Source organism: Hyphomonas sp. FCG-A18 (assembly GCF_045287255.1).
Classification (GTDB): domain Bacteria; phylum Pseudomonadota; class Alphaproteobacteria; order Caulobacterales; family Hyphomonadaceae; genus Henriciella.
Genome location: NZ_CP137142.1, coordinates 2,498,770 through 2,513,690, shown reverse-complemented (window position 1 = coordinate 2,513,690; position 14,921 = coordinate 2,498,770). Strand labels below are relative to the sequence as shown.

The 14,921-nt window shown below is 54.6% G+C and carries 14 protein-coding genes and 1 tRNA gene; 8 read left to right on the top strand and 7 right to left on the bottom strand.

The window, feature by feature from the left end; genetic code table 11:
* Nucleotides 1-8: 8 nt before the first annotated feature.
* Both RYZ27_RS12430 and hemC read right to left on the bottom strand, forming a co-directional pair.
* On the bottom strand, nucleotides 9-749 hold the full coding sequence (locus tag RYZ27_RS12430) for a uroporphyrinogen-III synthase (protein ID WP_406679837.1): 741 nt from the start codon (nucleotides 747-749) through the stop codon (nucleotides 9-11).
* A gap of 5 nt (nucleotides 750-754) precedes the next feature.
* Entirely contained in the window at nucleotides 755-1,702 is a 948-nt protein-coding gene (gene hemC / locus RYZ27_RS12425; protein WP_406679836.1) for a hydroxymethylbilane synthase, read from the bottom strand.
* Between the two features lie 89 nt (nucleotides 1,703-1,791).
* Here hemC and RYZ27_RS12420 point away from each other — a divergent pair, with 89 nt between their 5' ends.
* From RYZ27_RS12420 to tsaD, 3 genes are read left to right on the top strand one after another with little or no spacing between them, the layout of a single operon-like run.
* On the top strand, nucleotides 1,792-2,796 hold the full coding sequence (locus RYZ27_RS12420; RefSeq protein WP_406679835.1) for a glycoside hydrolase family 5 protein: 1,005 nt from the start codon (nucleotides 1,792-1,794) through the stop codon (nucleotides 2,794-2,796).
* A gap of 49 nt (nucleotides 2,797-2,845) precedes the next feature.
* A complete protein-coding gene (locus tag RYZ27_RS12415; protein ID WP_406679834.1) occupies nucleotides 2,846-3,787 on the top strand; it encodes a Gfo/Idh/MocA family protein in 942 nt (313 codons plus the stop codon).
* On the top strand, nucleotides 3,784-4,890 hold the full coding sequence (gene tsaD / locus RYZ27_RS12410; RefSeq protein ID WP_406679833.1) for a tRNA (adenosine(37)-N6)-threonylcarbamoyltransferase complex transferase subunit TsaD: 1,107 nt from the start codon (nucleotides 3,784-3,786) through the stop codon (nucleotides 4,888-4,890). Before RYZ27_RS12415 ends, tsaD begins: the two co-directional genes overlap by 4 nt.
* Here tsaD and RYZ27_RS12405 read toward each other — a convergent pair.
* The 3 genes from RYZ27_RS12405 to RYZ27_RS12395 form a co-directional block, all read right to left on the bottom strand.
* Entirely contained in the window at nucleotides 4,887-5,321 is a 435-nt protein-coding gene (locus RYZ27_RS12405) for an NtrZ family periplasmic regulatory protein (protein WP_406679832.1), read from the bottom strand. The genes tsaD and RYZ27_RS12405 overlap by 4 nt on opposite strands.
* A 49-nt stretch (nucleotides 5,322-5,370) precedes the next feature.
* Entirely contained in the window at nucleotides 5,371-6,549 is a 1,179-nt protein-coding gene (locus RYZ27_RS12400; RefSeq protein WP_406679831.1) for a porin, read from the bottom strand.
* Nucleotides 6,550-6,641: 92 nt separating this feature from the next.
* Nucleotides 6,642-6,989 carry an ArsC/Spx/MgsR family protein gene (locus RYZ27_RS12395; RefSeq protein WP_406679830.1) on the bottom strand — a complete coding sequence of 116 codons (348 nt, stop codon included), beginning with the start codon at nucleotides 6,987-6,989 and terminating at the stop codon, nucleotides 6,642-6,644.
* Between the two features lie 80 nt (nucleotides 6,990-7,069).
* On the opposite strand from RYZ27_RS12395, the gene RYZ27_RS12390 reads away from it, so the two are divergent.
* Nucleotides 7,070-8,236: an acyl-CoA dehydrogenase family protein gene (locus RYZ27_RS12390; protein ID WP_406679829.1), complete on the top strand. Its 1,167-nt coding sequence runs from the start codon at nucleotides 7,070-7,072 to the stop codon at nucleotides 8,234-8,236.
* A 115-nt stretch (nucleotides 8,237-8,351) separates the two neighbouring features.
* Here RYZ27_RS12390 and RYZ27_RS12385 read toward each other — a convergent pair.
* Nucleotides 8,352-8,438, bottom strand: a tRNA-Leu gene (locus RYZ27_RS12385).
* Nucleotides 8,439-9,571: 1,133 nt separating this feature from the next.
* On the opposite strand from RYZ27_RS12385, the gene RYZ27_RS12380 reads away from it, so the two are divergent.
* The 4 genes from RYZ27_RS12380 to RYZ27_RS12365 all read left to right on the top strand — a co-directional run bounded on the left by RYZ27_RS12380 (nucleotide 9,572) and on the right by RYZ27_RS12365 (nucleotide 14,343).
* Entirely contained in the window at nucleotides 9,572-10,123 is a 552-nt protein-coding gene (locus RYZ27_RS12380; protein WP_406679828.1) for a hypothetical protein, read from the top strand.
* Between the two features lie 81 nt (nucleotides 10,124-10,204).
* Nucleotides 10,205-10,930, top strand: coding sequence for a hypothetical protein (locus tag RYZ27_RS12375; RefSeq protein ID WP_406679827.1), 726 nt, complete (start codon nucleotides 10,205-10,207; stop codon nucleotides 10,928-10,930).
* A gap of 24 nt (nucleotides 10,931-10,954) precedes the next feature.
* A complete protein-coding gene (locus RYZ27_RS12370; protein ID WP_406679826.1) occupies nucleotides 10,955-13,426 on the top strand; it encodes a hypothetical protein in 2,472 nt (823 codons plus the stop codon).
* A gap of 2 nt (nucleotides 13,427-13,428) precedes the next feature.
* The gene (locus tag RYZ27_RS12365) at nucleotides 13,429-14,343 is read left to right on the top strand and encodes a hypothetical protein (protein ID WP_406679825.1); all 915 of its coding nucleotides are present in this window, start codon (nucleotides 13,429-13,431) and stop codon (nucleotides 14,341-14,343) included.
* 72 nt (nucleotides 14,344-14,415) lie between these two features.
* On the opposite strand, the gene RYZ27_RS12360 is transcribed toward RYZ27_RS12365, so the two are convergent.
* Entirely contained in the window at nucleotides 14,416-14,844 is a 429-nt protein-coding gene (locus RYZ27_RS12360; protein WP_406679824.1) for a hypothetical protein, read from the bottom strand.
* Nucleotides 14,845-14,921 lie beyond the last annotated feature (77 nt).

The following is a 14,921-nucleotide window of genomic DNA, read 5'->3' as shown; positions in this document are numbered from 1 at the left end:
ACAGCGTATCAGGCCGAAAGTGTGGCCAATGCGACGTTTAGGCTGCGCATCAATCCATCCTCATTGGGCTGACTGGCAATATGGATATCCCGCAAGCCTGCCTGCATCAGTGGACCAGCTGCGCGCACCGAGATGGCAAGACCCGTCAGGTGGATATGGGGCAGGTCTTTGGCGAGCTTGAGGAAGGCCTCAGCGCCCTTGGTCGAATGGGCGATAACAATAGCGGGCATTTGCGCCTGTAGCAGCTTTATCGCGGCTTCTGGCAGGCTGGGGGATACCGCCATCGCGTAGAGTGGGCAGAAGGTGACGCCAAACCCTACGGCTTCTAACTGGGCTTTCAAATCGCCTTTGGCCGCCGCATTGGCGACATGGAGAAGCGGTTTATCCGTCGGCTGACTTTTCGCGGCGATGAAGCGCGCCAGATCAACCGCGTCGCCTGCCGATTCCCGCACATCCATAAACCCAGCCTCTCGCGCGGCTTTGGCCGTCGCCGGGCCGACGCACCAGGCCGTGAGCTGACGGTCATCCTCATGGTTAAGGTAGGCGCGCACGCCATTGGCGCTGGTGAAGACCAGGCCAGAGAGTATTTCTGGGTTAGGCAGGGGCTGCGTCGGATCGGGCTCAATCGACAGGACCGGGGCTTCAATCGCCATGATCCCGGCCTCGGTCAGGCGTGTCAGCGTCTCACGCGCGCCCGGCTGTGCCCGCGTGACAATCACGGGAACATGGGAGCGTGTAGTCTTGGGCATGAGACCTAGTCCTCAAAGACCGGAAGGTCGCCGCCAGCCGCCTTGCGAATGGCCTGACCCACTTGCTGGCCAAGCTCTGCCAGCTTGTCGAGCGAGGTGGAGAGCAGGGCGGTGGCTTCACTCGTCCAGCGTTGCTGGCCATCCGGGGAGAGAACTTCCCCGCGCAGATGCCAGCCGCCATCGCGCAGGCGCATTTGCGCGGCCATCGCGGTGCGGCAAGAGCCATCAAGCTCAGCCAGAAAGGCGCGTTCTGCCGTAGCCATGGCGCGGGTCGCACTATGGTCAATCGCGTCCATCGCTTCGGTCATGGCAGGGCTGAGATGATCGGGACGCGCGGCTACAGCGATAATGCCCTGTCCCGCGGCGGGTAACATGTCTTCGATTGGGACAGGGCTGGCCGCCTTGTCCATATCCAGCCGGGTGAGGCCCGCCATGGCAAGGAAGGTTGCGTCTGCCTGTCCGTCTTTCAGTTTGTCCATCCGGGTACCGACACTGCCGCGGAAGGGAATGACTTTGAGGTCGGGGCGCAAGGCCAGCGCCTGAGCTTCCCGGCGCAGGCTGGCTGTGCCCAGAACCGCGCCTTGTGGCAGGTCTTGCAGGCGTTTGACGCCATTTACGGTGACAAAGCCATCGCGTGGATCAACCCGCTCAGGGTAGGCGACAATGCTTTGCCCATCCGGCAGCAGGCTCGGCACATCTTTCAGGCTGTGAACGCCAATATGTGCCTCGCCCTCATCCACGGCCCGGTCAATTTCGCGGGTGAAAAGGCCCTTGCCGCCTGAATTGATCAGGCGCTCTGTGGTCAGTTGGTCACCCTTGGTGGTGAAGGTGACGATCTCGCCTTTTAAAGCGCCTTCTGAAGCGCGCTCCAGTTCGGATGCGATCAGGCGCGCCTGGTACAGGGCCAGCGGGGATCCGCGTGTGCCAATACGAACAATTTCCGGTTCCGCCATTTTGGCTCCGCTTTTGCTTGTCTTTCAGCTAAGATGGCCCGCAGGATAGCACAAGAGTCTGGGGCGCAAGACAGCCAGGAGATAACACAATGAAATGGATGTTTGGCCTTGCTGCATTGGCTTTATGTGCCTGCAATCCGTCGCAACCCGCCGCAGAAGCGGCACCCGAAACGCCGATTGCAAGCTCGCCCATTCAGCGCTGCATGAACCTTGGCAATGCACTCGACAGCCCGCGTCGTGAGGGCGAATGGGGGTACACAATCCGCCGGGCGGATATGCAGCGGCTGAAAGATGCCGGATTTGACACTGTGCGTCTGCCAATCCGCTGGTCGACCCGTGTAGGGCATACAGCGCCTTATACGATTGATCCGGATTTCCTGTCCCGCGTGGATGAGGTCGTGCGCTGGGGCGGGGAGATTGGCCTGAATGTCATCATCAATGTCCACCATTATGAAGAGCTGAGTGAGCGCCCGGACCTGCATGAGACACGCCTTGAAGGCATCTGGGATCAGCTCGCCTATCATTATGCCAATGCGCCGGATTTTCTGATCTTTGAAGTGGTGAACGAGCCGTATGATGCGATGACGGTGAAACGAACCGATGCCCTGAACCAGCGGGTTCTGGCCCGCATTCGACAGGATAACCCGGATCGCTGGGTTATCCTCGCCACCGCCAATTGGGGCAATCTTGACGGCCTGTTGAAGTCAAAGCCTGTCTATGACCCGCGCGCGATCCTGACCTATCATGATTATGATCCGTTTGAGTTTACTCATCAGGGCGCGTTCTGGGCCGAACCTGTGCGCCCGATGGGCGTTTACTGGGGCGATCGCGAGGACTATGTGCGTTTAGCCAAAGGTCTCGACCGCGCGCTTGCTTTTCAGGACAAGCATCGCATGCCGGTCTTTATTGGGGAGTTTGGCGTTTACGAGAGAGTCCCGATGGACCTGCGCGCAAAATGGATACGGGCCTTACGGGAAGGTGCCGAAACCCGCGGTATGGGCTGGTGCCATTGGGACTGGGGGACAACGCTGAAGTCTTATGATCTTGAGCAGGAAGAATGGCTGCCCGAGATCAAGGCGGCCTTGCTGGATTAGGGGCGCTTGCCTCTATCGCTAAAGGGGCTTCCCCTCTAAGGGCTGTTTCATGACGTATCGCCTTTGCCTTGTTGGATATGGCAAGATTGCCCGCGACCAGCATCACCCTGTGATTGCTGAACATGCGCGCTTTGAGCTGGCCAGTGTTGTCAGTCGCTCTGGCGTGCTTGTGGACGTACCCGTGTTTGAAACATTGGGTCAGGCGCTGGCCGATGGTCCGGAGGTTGATGCGGTTGTGTTGTGTACCCCGCCGGGGCCGCGTGTTGCCTTGGCAGAGCAGGCGATTGCGGCAGGGAAAGCAGTGTTTCTGGAGAAGCCACCAGCTTTGACCGTGAGCAGTGCCGAAGCCCTTGGCGCATTGGCATTTGAGGCGGGCATCACGGTTTTTGCCAGCTGGCATTCGCGGTTTGCCCCCTTTGTCGAAACCGCCCGGATATGGGCTGAAGATCGACGGATAGATGAGGCTCAGATCAACTGGCGCGAAGATGTCCTGAAATGGCACCCAGGGCAGGATTGGCTGTGGCAGCCGGGCGGCATGGGCGTGTTTGATCCGGGGATTAATGCGCTCTCCATTCTGACCGAGATCTTGCCGGTTGAGGTTGGCGTTAGCGAAGCCATTCTGAATGTACCGAAGAACCGAGCCATGCCGATTGCGGCGGATTTGGTTTTGTCGGGGCCGGACCTGACAGGGCGCGCGCAGTTTGATTTCCGTGAAACCGGAGATGAGGTCTGGGATATTCGCCTGACCGATGCGCGTGGAGAGACTTTGACCCTGTCAAAGGGTGGTGCCGCGCTACAGATTGGTGACGGTTTCGTGCGTGAGGCTCCGGAGCAGGAATATCGCGGGCTGTACGATCGGTTTGCGCAATTGCTTTATGACGGTGTCAGTGAAATGGACCTGCGGCCCCTGCAATTGGTGGCCGATGCGTTCATGGTTGCCGAGCGTCACTCCGTTGCCCCCTTCCATGACCCGTCGAGCGTCCCTAGATGAGCGCTATGTCTCCCTCCATCACCACAGTTCTGGGTCTTGAATCGTCCTGCGATGAAACCGCGGCTTCTGTTGTTTGCCTTGAGGGTGGCCGCGCGGACGTGTTGTCCAATGTTGTGCGCAGCCAGATTGAAGAACACAGCCCCTATGGCGGTGTCGTTCCGGAAATTGCCGCACGTGCGCACGCTGAGATCGCTGATGAAGTGGCCCAAAAAGCTTTGTTAGACAGTGGCTTAAGCCTGTCTGAACTTGATGGCATTGCCGCAACCTCTGGCCCCGGTCTGATTGGTGGCGTCATGGTCGGTATGATGACGGGTAAGGCACTGGCGCTGGCCTCCGGGAAGCCGTTCATTCCAATCAATCATCTTGAAGGTCATGCGCTTAGCCCGCGCCTGACCGAGGATTGCCCGTTTCCGTACTTGCTCTTGCTGGTTTCTGGCGGGCATTGCCAATTCATCGCGGTTAAGGGCTTAGGGGAGTATCAGCGGCTTGGGTCAACCATTGATGATGCGGCTGGTGAGGCGTTTGATAAACTCGCCAAGACTTTGGGTATTGGCTTTCCCGGTGGCCCGGCGGTTGAACGCCTGGCCAAGGAAGGCAACGGCATCCGGTTTGACCTGCCACGCCCACTCCTCAATCGACCGGGGCTGGACATGAGTTTTGCGGGCCTGAAAACTGCTGCGGCACGGGTTGTTGAGGGCGAAGACCTTGATGAACAGGGCGTACGCGATCTGTGCGCCAGCTTTCAAAGCGCTGTCGCTGATTGCCTGTCGGAGAAAACTGCCCGGGCCTTGGCCGTGTTCCAGGAAGAGATACCGGGCGACACACGTCTGGTTGTGGCTGGCGGGGTTGCGGCAAACCAGCTGTTGCGTGGCGCGCTTGAAGCCGTGGCGAGAGAGGCGGGTGCACACCTGATTGCGCCACCTTTGAAGTACTGCACCGATAATGCCGCCATGATCGCGCTTGCCGGGGCAGAACGCTTGGCGGCAGGACTGGTTGCGGCCGATAGCTTAAGCTTTGCGGCACGTCCCAGATGGCCCTTGGACGAAGCCTCGGCGCAATCAGATCCGGTTTTTGGGGGCGGTAAACGGGGGGCGAAAGCCTAGAATTTCAGGGCCGAGCGCAGACGGATACCGGTTTCAACATCCTGATTCTGCCAGGCGGTTGTTTCATCAAGCTTGTTCGCACCAATGCTCAGTTCACCACCGATCGACAAGCGCGGGGTGATGAAATAGTTAGCACCCGCTGACATTTCTTCGCGAGGCAACACAGATTGATTGTCCCGTGTTGTCAGATCAACCGTCACATTCCAGCGCTCGCCTTTAACCCAGCCAAGCTTCAGCGTTTTGGATGGCGCCGCTTGCCAGACAGGTGTTTCGGTTGGATCAGCGGAGAATGTGAATTGCTGATACCAGTCAGGTTGAGCTTGCTCAGTTTCAGAAACTGTTGGTGCCGGAAGTTTCAGCACGTCTTCCTGCGCCTGCGCCGGAACGGCGAGGGCAGCAAAAACCGCGAGTGAGACCCATAAGGCACGCATTTCAAAAACTCCTAATCAACACTTAACAATCATTTCGCTTAAAGAAAGATTAATAGCTTGTTAGGGCGAACATTTCTCCAGATAGTGTGATTTCGAACACAATACCCTGATTCGACTGAGTTTGTGTCGGCCCTGCGATTTCATCATCTAAGTATGCGAGCGCTAGTTTTGTACCCCCGCTGAACGTTTTGCCGACACCCAGACGCCATGAGGTGGCTTCTAAGTTTGCGCCATCATCTTCAGCCTCGCCATACTTAATCGAAATATCGAACAGATCGCCTTCGCGCATCAAGCCCGTGCTCCAGGCGGTATAGTCGGCATTAGGCAGGCCATTGCCTGAATTCAGGCTTGAAAGACCACCGCTCCAGCGGCCCTGTTCCAATCTGAGACCGGCTGAGAGGGTTTCAGTGTCCTCATAGGGCGCTGAGCCAAAGCGGGTCTTGGTATCGGCCTTTGACCAGGCAAGCGTGCCATCAATTTTGAGGCCGCTATCACGCAGGGTCCGCGAGCCATTCAGGGCGAGCTCGATTGCGTTTTCAGTATCTGGCGCAGAGAGGGCTCCACCAGCCGCGGGGCGACGATCGAGGCCATCTGCATCCGCCTCTGGTGTGTAGGACAGGCCCGCGCGAAAGCCGAGCAGGCGCGGTGTGGCATATGAAAGCTTTGCGCTTGGCCCTGTCAGGTCATGCCGTGTGCGCACGCCGCTTAAACCTGTCGGATCAAGCAGGGCATTATCGGCGCGGGCATGAGAGAGCACTTCCGGCGCGCCTTCAAAGAACCGCGCGGCAATCCCCTGATCCTTGCCCAGACGGAGCTCGCCATAGCCGCCATCAATCTGGAAATAGGCCGTTTCGAAACGGCCTCGAAGGTCATCACCATCCCCATTTGGGACAGGGCCGCTTGAGAAGCCTGAAAATGCGCCGGGGGCAGCGGCCGGGTCGGTGCCGAAACCACCGCTAAAGCCGGGTCGGAAGGGATTATCCTTTTGCACACGCAGTGCAATGCGGCTGCGCAACCGAACCCCGTTATCCAGAACACTTTCGGCTGTTCCGATCAGGGACGTTTCTGCCAGAAAGCCTTCCGAGTTCGCACCCTGATCGTCATCGCCTAGCGCGGAGACGACCAGAACCGTTTCGCTGTCCAGTTCCAGCTCGATTGGTGGGCGCTCAGCCATGGCCATAGGCGCGGCGAGCAGGACCGGGGACAGGACAAGAAATGGGGTGCGCATGGCAGGCCTCCGCCAGAGAAGTTTGGCAATTGACCTGCCATACAGGGCTAAACCCGCGAAGAAAACGCTAAGCGGGTGAAGCTTTCGTCAGATTAAAGCAGGTCGAGCAGCTTCTCGTGCGGGCGTCCCAGGACCGCCTTATCCCCTTTAATGCCGATCGGGCGCTGGATCAGTTTGGGATTATCGGCCATCGCAGCAAAGACTTCATCATCGCTGGCCGTCTCTGACAGATCGAATTTCACGGCATCTTTGTCCCGCAGGAAAGCGCGCGGGGAAACGCCGCCCATTTTCCTGGCGATATCACGCAGCTCGTCTTCGCTAAGCTGGCTGGTGGCATTCATATATTTGCGAACCTCTGGCTCCACGCCGTTTTCCTGCAGCAAGGCGAGGCCTTTGCGGGATGTGCCACAGCCTGTGTGGTGAATGAGAATGTAGCTCATGATGGCCTCCTGATTGTTCTCTTCGTCGCAGATAAGCAGATACGCTGGAGAGAAAAGGGGGAATAGGCTATGGCGGTGCTATGACCCGAATTGATCCACACCCGACCCTCGCCGCTGCGCTGACCTTGCAGCCCGAACTTGCCGCCCGTGCCGCCGAAATGGAAGAGGTGCGTCGCTTGCCAGCCGACCTTGCACGGAAGATGGCTGAAGCGGGTCTGTTTCGCATGGTCACGCCTGCGGTCTATGGCGGCCTGGAATGTAGCCCGCACCAGATTGTCGAGACAGTTGAGGCGGTTGCGCAGGCCAATGCTAGCGCTGGCTGGTGTGTCATGATCGGAGCCACAACAGCGCTGAACGCGGCCTATATGGCCCCGGATATGGCGCGCGAGGTCTATAATGACCCGTACACGATCACCGGCGGTGTCTTCGCCCCTATGGGCAAAGCGATTGTCGACAGTGATGATTATATTCTGAGCGGGCGCTGGCAGTGGGGCTCCGGCTCGGCCAATTGCTCGTGGCTCTGTGGTGGTGCCATGGTGATTGAGGATGGGCAGATGCGACTCTTGCCCTCCGGTCGCCCCGATGCGCGCATGATGATCTTCCCGGCCGAAGAGGCTGAGCTGATCGATACCTGGCATGTCATGGGCCTGAAAGGCACAGGCAGCGGCGACATTGCGGTGAAGAATCTACGCATTCCCAAGGCGCGTTCGGTGAGCCTCGTGGCCGATAAACCCATCCTTGACGGAGCCCTTTATGCGTTTCCGGCGTTTGGCTTGCTCAGTCTTGGGGTGTCCGCCACCGCTATGGGCAATACCAAAGGCGCTTTGAATGCGTTAATCGAGTTGGGCAAGGTCAAGAAAAATCAGGGCTCCGGAAAGACCCTTGGTGAACGCGCGACGGTTCAGGCCAAAACTGCTGAAATGCTGGCGGCCTATCGCGCGGCAAGGGCTTATCTCTTTGATGAGATTGATCAGACCTGGGATGTTGCGCAGGCGAGCGGCGATATTCCTGTCGAGCGGCGCGCAGCCCTGCGCCTGGCCTGCACGCATATGGTGCGGACCGGGGCAGAGATTACGCAGGCGTGTTATGACCTGGGCGGCGGCGCCGCTCTGTTTAAGAGCAGTGATCTGCAAAGGCGTTTCAGGGACGCCCATGCCATGACGCAGCACATCGTGACCGCGCCAGCGACATGGGAATTGCTCGGGCGCATGGCTTATGGTCTGGAGACCGATGCCAGCATGGTTTGAGGATGGGTAAGCTCCTGCCGGGCATCCCTTTTTCAGTATGGGCTACTACCGTAGCATTCAAATCTTATTTTTGATCCACTGGATCAAAAATTTTGCTTTGCAAATCAGATTTGAATGGTGCCCAAGAGAGGACTCGAACCTCCACGACCATACAGTCACTACGACCTGAACGTAGCGCGTCTACCAATTCCGCCACTTGGGCAACAAGTGCGATTAAGGAGGGCGCTATAGCGGGCGAGACCCCATACCGTCAACGCGCAAATGTGGCCTGCGCTGATATTTGGGCACTGAATGGCTAGTGCTCCAGCAAGCAGACTATGGGTGGGTCGGGATCTGCTTTTCTCATTCCATAAGTATGGCCCGCTTTTAGTGAGCTTGTCCGGCCAGATTTTGTGATTTTTTTCATGGCCAACTCAGAGAGGTCAGAGCCTTCTGTATACGAAGAAAATATAGGCCGCTAACGCTCTGTTTTCCTTAATGAAAGGTTAATTCTTTCAATGCCTTTCGTGGTTAATTATTGATAAATTCACCGCGTCACCTAGCTATGTAATTGAATAATAAGAATTGTTTCCAGCGCCTGCCTGTTGTCCCATTTGGGATAGCAGCTACTGGCATATTGCTTGCATTGCCCTTGCAACCGATTAACAAATCGTTAATCATGCTTTGCAGGAGTGGTCATGCGTATATTACTTTTCATTCTTACGGCCCTTATTTTCGCTGGTTCAGCCTCAGCAGGCCAGAATGACAGAGTGCAGCTTCGGGTTAGCGGTTTTGTCGCTCCCAAGTGTGATGTAAAAATTGCGCAGACGTCTCATAAGCTCGAGCTTGAGACGAAGGTTTCTTCGACTGCACTTATCCCTTTGGATATTAATTGTAACACGCCGTTCAAAGTGAACCTTGAAGCTCAGAATGGGCGTCTGCAACTGCAAGATAAGAAGGGGAGACAGCACCGCCTTGTGCCGACTTCTGTTCCGTATGAGGCGCGGCTGCGATTGCCCGTCCGATCCCCGAAGCCACGAATAATTCGGCGTAACTTTAAAGGTGAGAACCTTGTTTCCGGGCGATCTGTTTCTTCTGGGAGTGGCATTTCAGCTGGTCGCGCGCGACTTGTTTTGAGGACAATACCGCAACCTCGGCGCTTTTATGCGGCTGGTGCGTACAAAGAAGTTATAAAAGTATCAGTGACACCGCTTTAAAGTATTCGATTGGCGTGTTTTCGAAGATAAATCATTGATACTTATAAAAAAATTGCTTGACACAGTATTTAATATATGCAATTAAGTAATAGCCTCCCTCTTGGGCGGCCAAGTTCATGTAAGTAATTTGGAGTTTACCATGAAATTCACTAAAGTAAGCACTATGGCAATTGCTGCAGTCGCGTTTGCTGGTGTTGCTCAAGCTGCACCTTCTGCAACTGAAGAAGTTGTTATCGGCGGTCTGGTCGTTCCAGAGTGTTCTTTCTCTGACATCGATCCGCTTATTCTTGATCTGGACATCGTTCAAACAGCGACAGCTGACGGTCTTGAGTTGATCCCAGAGACAACCTCTACAACTACTGACTTTGTAGGCTGTAACTTCATTGTTGGCCTGACAATGACTTCACTGAACGGTGGTCTGGATAACGTATTCGGCCCAACTGTGTTCAACCCTACAATTTTCACAAACGAAATTGACTACCAAATGAACGTCACTTTCGAAGATGTTGCTGGGACTGAGATCACTGGCTTCAACTCGAAGTTCTTTGGCCCAGGTGATGAGCGCGTTCGTGGCCCATACGGCCCATTCTGGTCTGACCTGACAGTGACTGTCACAACTGAAGCTGATCTGCGTCCAGTTGCTGGCATCTACTTTGACATCAATACACTAAGATTTGGACCTGTCCTTTAAGGTTTCTTGATCTTACCTGCCTAGCCTGGAAACAGGCTAGGCATTTCTTTGTTTGTGGTGCCCCCTTAACAGGAGCGGATAATGTTTCGATTTCTCATCATCGCCTTACTCTGGCTAAGCGCGGCAACCTTCAACGCAGATGCCTTGCGCATATCACCTCTGGTTTTAGAGGTTAGCCCATCTGGATCAGGATCCAGCGGGCGTATTCGGGTTGAGAACAACTCCCCTGCTGATTTGCCTCTTGAAGTGCAGGTTTTCAAAATCTCAGTCGATCAAAATGGGGTGATTGAGCAAATTCCTGCTGATGATGATTTCTTTGTATTCCCGCCACAGGTCATTATACCTGCTGGAGAGCCTCAGGTTATCCGTTTCCAATGGCTGGGCGACCCTAATCCGCAAATGTCCCAAGCCTACTTTGTGACAATGAACGAGCTTCCAATTGACCTGGAAGAGGGTGCCTCTGCTGTACAGTTTGTTTATAGTGTCTCTGCGCTTGTGAATATTGTACCGCGCAATGCTGAGGAAGATACGTCCCTAATCTCAGCTGAAATCGTAGCCAAAGAAGATGGCGCTAAAGTTATTCGAGCGACATTTCAGAATGATGGCAATAAGTTTCATAATACGGGGCAATATTCCTGGAAACTGGATATAGCCGACGCGGATTCCTACACCATCCCTGAAGAAAAAGTGACGAAAGCTGTCGGTATGGGGTTCATCCCACCGGGCGGCGGTATTCGCACAATGGAAGTTCCTTTGCCGCCTGAGGTCTTAGGTTCTGTGCTCAATATTGAGTTCGTTGGCCGATAGATCAGAAGGGCAAGGGGAGGTATCATGCGCAAGTCCGTTGTTTCATTCTTTGTGGGGTTTTGCTGGATAGCGCTTGGCACGAGCTATGCGCAGGTGAATTCCGAAGCGAACCCTTATGGTCGTGATGTTCCGCTTACAGGACCGCTTATTTATCAGGGGCTTGAGCTAGGCGACATCGCCATAATCTGGGCCGCAGATGGTGAGCTCTTTGTTGAGAAAGGCAGCCTTGAAACCTACTTGCCTGACCTTGTCAGCGATGTAATTGCGGAGCGCATTCTTGAGCGTTTCCAGGATACCGAACTCGTAAAATTGGAGGCCCTTAAGGATGAGGGTCTGGACATTCAGTATGACTTTGCTCTGCTTGAGGCGCAGGCCTTTGTGCGCCCAGAAAGCAGTGCGCCACAACAATTGTCGTTTGGTGGTGGTAACCGTGGCGGATCTTCAATCACTGACACTACACCTGTCGAATCTGTGAGCGGTTATACGAACCTAAGTCTGACGGCCACGGAAGGTGGTGGCACAAACTTTGATCGGCCTAATGCCCTGATTAATGGCGCGGCTCGTTTTGGCGATTATGTCGTGCAGTATGATACCGAGTACGCGACATCTTTTGGCGCTGATGATGACTATGAGTTTGAGCGACGTTTCGTTCGTGTCGTTAGAGACTTTCCTGAGCAATATGTGCGTGTTTCGGCGGGCGATATTATCCCAGAGGTCCGCGGTTTTCAGGCCAGCCGGACTATTGGTGGTGTATCGGTCGTACGGAGTAAGCGCGAGTTTACGCCTTTCCGCAGTTTCCGCCCCCTTGGTGGTGGTCGCATCCTGATTGAGCGCCCATCAGAGATGCAGGTCTTCCTGAACGATATTGAAGTTCAAAACCTGCGCCTTTCCACGGGAACCTATGACATCACTGAACTGCCCCTTCAGTTCGGCACGTCGAATGTTGAAATCGTTATTCGTGACGATACAGGACGCGAAGAGCGGCTTGAGTATAATGCGTTCTTTGACCCATCTGAGCTTGACCCAGGTGACCATGAATATGGTGTTACAGTTGGTTTCATCTCTGACCCATTCTCTCGTTCGCCAGATTATGGCGAAACAGATCCGGCCATCAGTGCTTTTTACCGGAAGGCCAATTGGCGAGGCGGTATCCTTGGTGCTGGTGTCCAGGCGACCGAGAATCAACAGGTCATCAACGCACTGTGGCGCATTCCGCCATCTTGGGGTGGGCGATTGGACCTAGAGGCCGCGGCGAGTAATGTTGACGGACTGGGTTCAAGTTATGCAGCGTCCGCGCGCTATGATTATTTCCGGGAAACCCTGGATTATGATGAGAGTTACTCTGTCAATATTGAGTTTCTCGGGGAGGATTTCGGATCCTTGGGCGACGTGAACCCTCGTAACTTGCAAGCCTTTTCCGCTTTTGCGGATTATTCACGTTCGTTTGGCCGGGATTGGCGTGCGACCGTGAGTGGGGGATATACTTCGTTTAGAGAAGGGGAAGACGGTTACCGAGCAAGCTTTGACGTTTTCCACCAGCTAAACAAGAGCTTCCGTTTGCAGGCCGGTATTCAAGCGCGGCGTGATCGCCAGACTGGCGACGATGATGTCGGTTTCCGAGTCTCACTCATCTATTCGCCATCTACCAATTGGCAGTCTGAAGCCCGTTATGAGAGCATTGATGAGCGTACATCTCTACGTGTCTCGCGGACTGCAGATGAATATGTCGGCTCTTACGGCCTCGACTTGGATTATGTCGACAATGATGGAGATTCCACGCTTGGTGGCGCGGTCAACTATGTTGGCAATCGTTTTGATGCACGTCTATCGCACCGTTTGACAGGGGATTCATTCTCCTTTGACACGGATGATAGCCAAACCACTCTGAGATTGGGTTCAAGCTTCAGCTATACAGGGCGAACTGCAGCGCTGGGCCGTCCAATATTTGATAGCTTTGCGCACTTGTCGCCGCACAGGTCACTCGAAGGACGATCTGTTATCGCGGGTAATGATTTGAGCCGTGGCTATGAAGCGCGCAGTGGCATGTTTGGCCCGGCAGTCGCATCCAGACTGTCTAGCTACACTGAGCAGACTTTGCAGTACGATGTTGATGATGTGCCGCCAGGGTATGACATTGGTGAAGGCCTGATCTTGCTTAAGCCGACATTGAATAGTGCTTCTCGCATCCAAGTCGGTAGTGCTGATTTTGTCAGTGCGACAGGTACACTTCTGTACGCTGATGGGACACCGATTAGTCTGGGGGTCGGCCGTATTGCTCGCAGCGATGGCGGTGCTATGAAAGAAACCTCGTTCTTTACTAACCGGGTTGGTCGCTTTGCCATGATTGGCCTGGAACCAGGAGTCAGCTATACTGTTACGATTACTAGTCCGGTACCAACTGAGATCACATTCGAGGTGCCATTGGATGATGGCGCTCTATTGAGGCTCGGCGAGGTTACTACCGATGCTATACCAGAACCTGAGGAGGGGATGTAATTATGAATAAGCTTTGCATGGGAATGGTTGCATCTCTTCTGGCCGGAGCAACATTTGCGGCGGCACCTGCATCTGCCTGCGAGTTCAGGGTAGAAGGCGATAACGCACTCTGGAATGCTGGTCGTTACAATCCTTTTGTACGCGATAATGTTTTTGAAGAGCGTTTTCTGAGCGTTGAGAACACCACAAATCAGGATTGTAATCTGACTGTCTCTGTCACCTCTCCAGGTCTAAGCCGGAATGTGATGAAGGCCTCTGATTCCACAGATTCCTTGCGTTATAGCCTGTATGAGCGGTCTACGGGCACACCGATTAGTGCAGATTCTGGACGTGGCGCTGGAGGCTTTTCCAGTTTCTCTGTCCCATTGCGACCATTTGAGAAGCGCCAATTGCGGTTTGGTCTGAATATTCCGGCCGGCCAGCTGGTCGAGGCGGCCAATTATAGCCAGGCTTTGGCTTTTGACTTTGAAGACCGCCGTACTGGTGAACGCTCCACAGTCAATATGGGCGTTGAGGCCACAGTTCCGCCGCTCGCCAGCATATCTCTTGCAGGTCAGGTGGGTGCTCGTGGTCGGCGTGCGGGTTTTGTAAATCTGGGTGAGCTGACAACAGGTAAGAGAGTTACTGATCGTACAGTGGCAATTCGTACAGTTGGAACATCCCCTTACAGGGTCAATGTTGAGTCTGAAAATAACGGTTATCTTGTCCGCGATGGGCGCAACGATGACTGGAAAATCGACTACATGCTATTCCTGGATGAAAACCCCATGTTCGATAACGGTGGTACCGGAGAGCTGAGATTTAATGAGAGTGCGCAAACACGCCTGATCTCTGTCGCTTTCCAGATTGGTGAGGCCGATAGTGTTCGAGCTGGGACATATTCGGATGTCATAACCATCAGCATCGCCCCGCTCTAGGGGCTTGCAGCCTTGATGATTTCTCATTTCAGTTGATTAGACCTGTCAGGGCTTCGAGTAAGCCCAGGAGGCTTAGTACAGGCGTAGGGCTTGTGTGGAGTCGCGCACGATCACTCTGAGTGGCGAGCGAACATTTGCCTTGATGAGCGCCAGCGTCGTGATTTTCACCTCAGGGTTGCTGCCGATATCAATATTGGTCACACCACTGGGATCGAGCGCAAACATCTTGTTGTCAAACTGCGCGAGAACACCTTCATCATCCTGTAAGGTTCTATGCACAAGTCGCAATTCTACAGGGCCGTACGTATTACAGGATTTAACAACCCGTACTATGGGGCGCGTAACGGCATCTTCTGCAACTTCAAGAGCGCCATTTGAGGATATCTGACACCGGGTTTCTACATTCCCGTTTAGGCTGACAGTGCTTGAGTCAAAGTTTTGAGCAGCTGCGATCTGGCAACATAGAGCTGCTAAACCTGTTACGGCGACTGAGCGTAACATTATCGACCCTCTCTCTCCCATAGGAATATTAATAAGCATATTCCCGGAAAATTGCTAACACATACTTCATTTCGGTA

What these genes read in the sequence shown, in the direction of transcription:
- RYZ27_RS12400 (WP_406679831.1), bottom strand. Translation starts at nt 6,549, where the DNA reads ATGCGCACCCCATTTCTTGTCCTGTCCCCGGTCCTGCTCGCCGCGCCT.
- RYZ27_RS12360 (WP_406679824.1), bottom strand. Translation starts at nt 14,844, where the DNA reads ATGTTACGCTCAGTCGCCGTAACAGGTTTAGCAGCTCTATGTTGCCAG.
- RYZ27_RS12390 (WP_406679829.1), top strand. Translation starts at nt 7,070, where the DNA reads ATGACCCGAATTGATCCACACCCGACCCTCGCCGCTGCGCTGACCTTG.
- RYZ27_RS12380 (WP_406679828.1), top strand. Translation starts at nt 9,572, where the DNA reads ATGAAATTCACTAAAGTAAGCACTATGGCAATTGCTGCAGTCGCGTTT.
- RYZ27_RS12395 (WP_406679830.1), bottom strand. Translation starts at nt 6,989, where the DNA reads ATGAGCTACATTCTCATTCACCACACAGGCTGTGGCACATCCCGCAAA.
- RYZ27_RS12420 (WP_406679835.1), top strand. Translation starts at nt 1,792, where the DNA reads ATGAAATGGATGTTTGGCCTTGCTGCATTGGCTTTATGTGCCTGCAAT.
- tsaD (WP_406679833.1), top strand. Translation starts at nt 3,784, where the DNA reads ATGAGCGCTATGTCTCCCTCCATCACCACAGTTCTGGGTCTTGAATCG.
- RYZ27_RS12375 (WP_406679827.1), top strand. Translation starts at nt 10,205, where the DNA reads ATGTTTCGATTTCTCATCATCGCCTTACTCTGGCTAAGCGCGGCAACC.
- RYZ27_RS12430 (WP_406679837.1), bottom strand. Translation starts at nt 749, where the DNA reads ATGCCCAAGACTACACGCTCCCATGTTCCCGTGATTGTCACGCGGGCA.
- RYZ27_RS12405 (WP_406679832.1), bottom strand. Translation starts at nt 5,321, where the DNA reads ATGCGTGCCTTATGGGTCTCACTCGCGGTTTTTGCTGCCCTCGCCGTT.
- RYZ27_RS12415 (WP_406679834.1), top strand. Translation starts at nt 2,846, where the DNA reads ATGACGTATCGCCTTTGCCTTGTTGGATATGGCAAGATTGCCCGCGAC.
- RYZ27_RS12365 (WP_406679825.1), top strand. Translation starts at nt 13,429, where the DNA reads ATGAATAAGCTTTGCATGGGAATGGTTGCATCTCTTCTGGCCGGAGCA.
- RYZ27_RS12370 (WP_406679826.1), top strand. Translation starts at nt 10,955, where the DNA reads ATGCGCAAGTCCGTTGTTTCATTCTTTGTGGGGTTTTGCTGGATAGCG.
- hemC (WP_406679836.1), bottom strand. Translation starts at nt 1,702, where the DNA reads ATGGCGGAACCGGAAATTGTTCGTATTGGCACACGCGGATCCCCGCTG.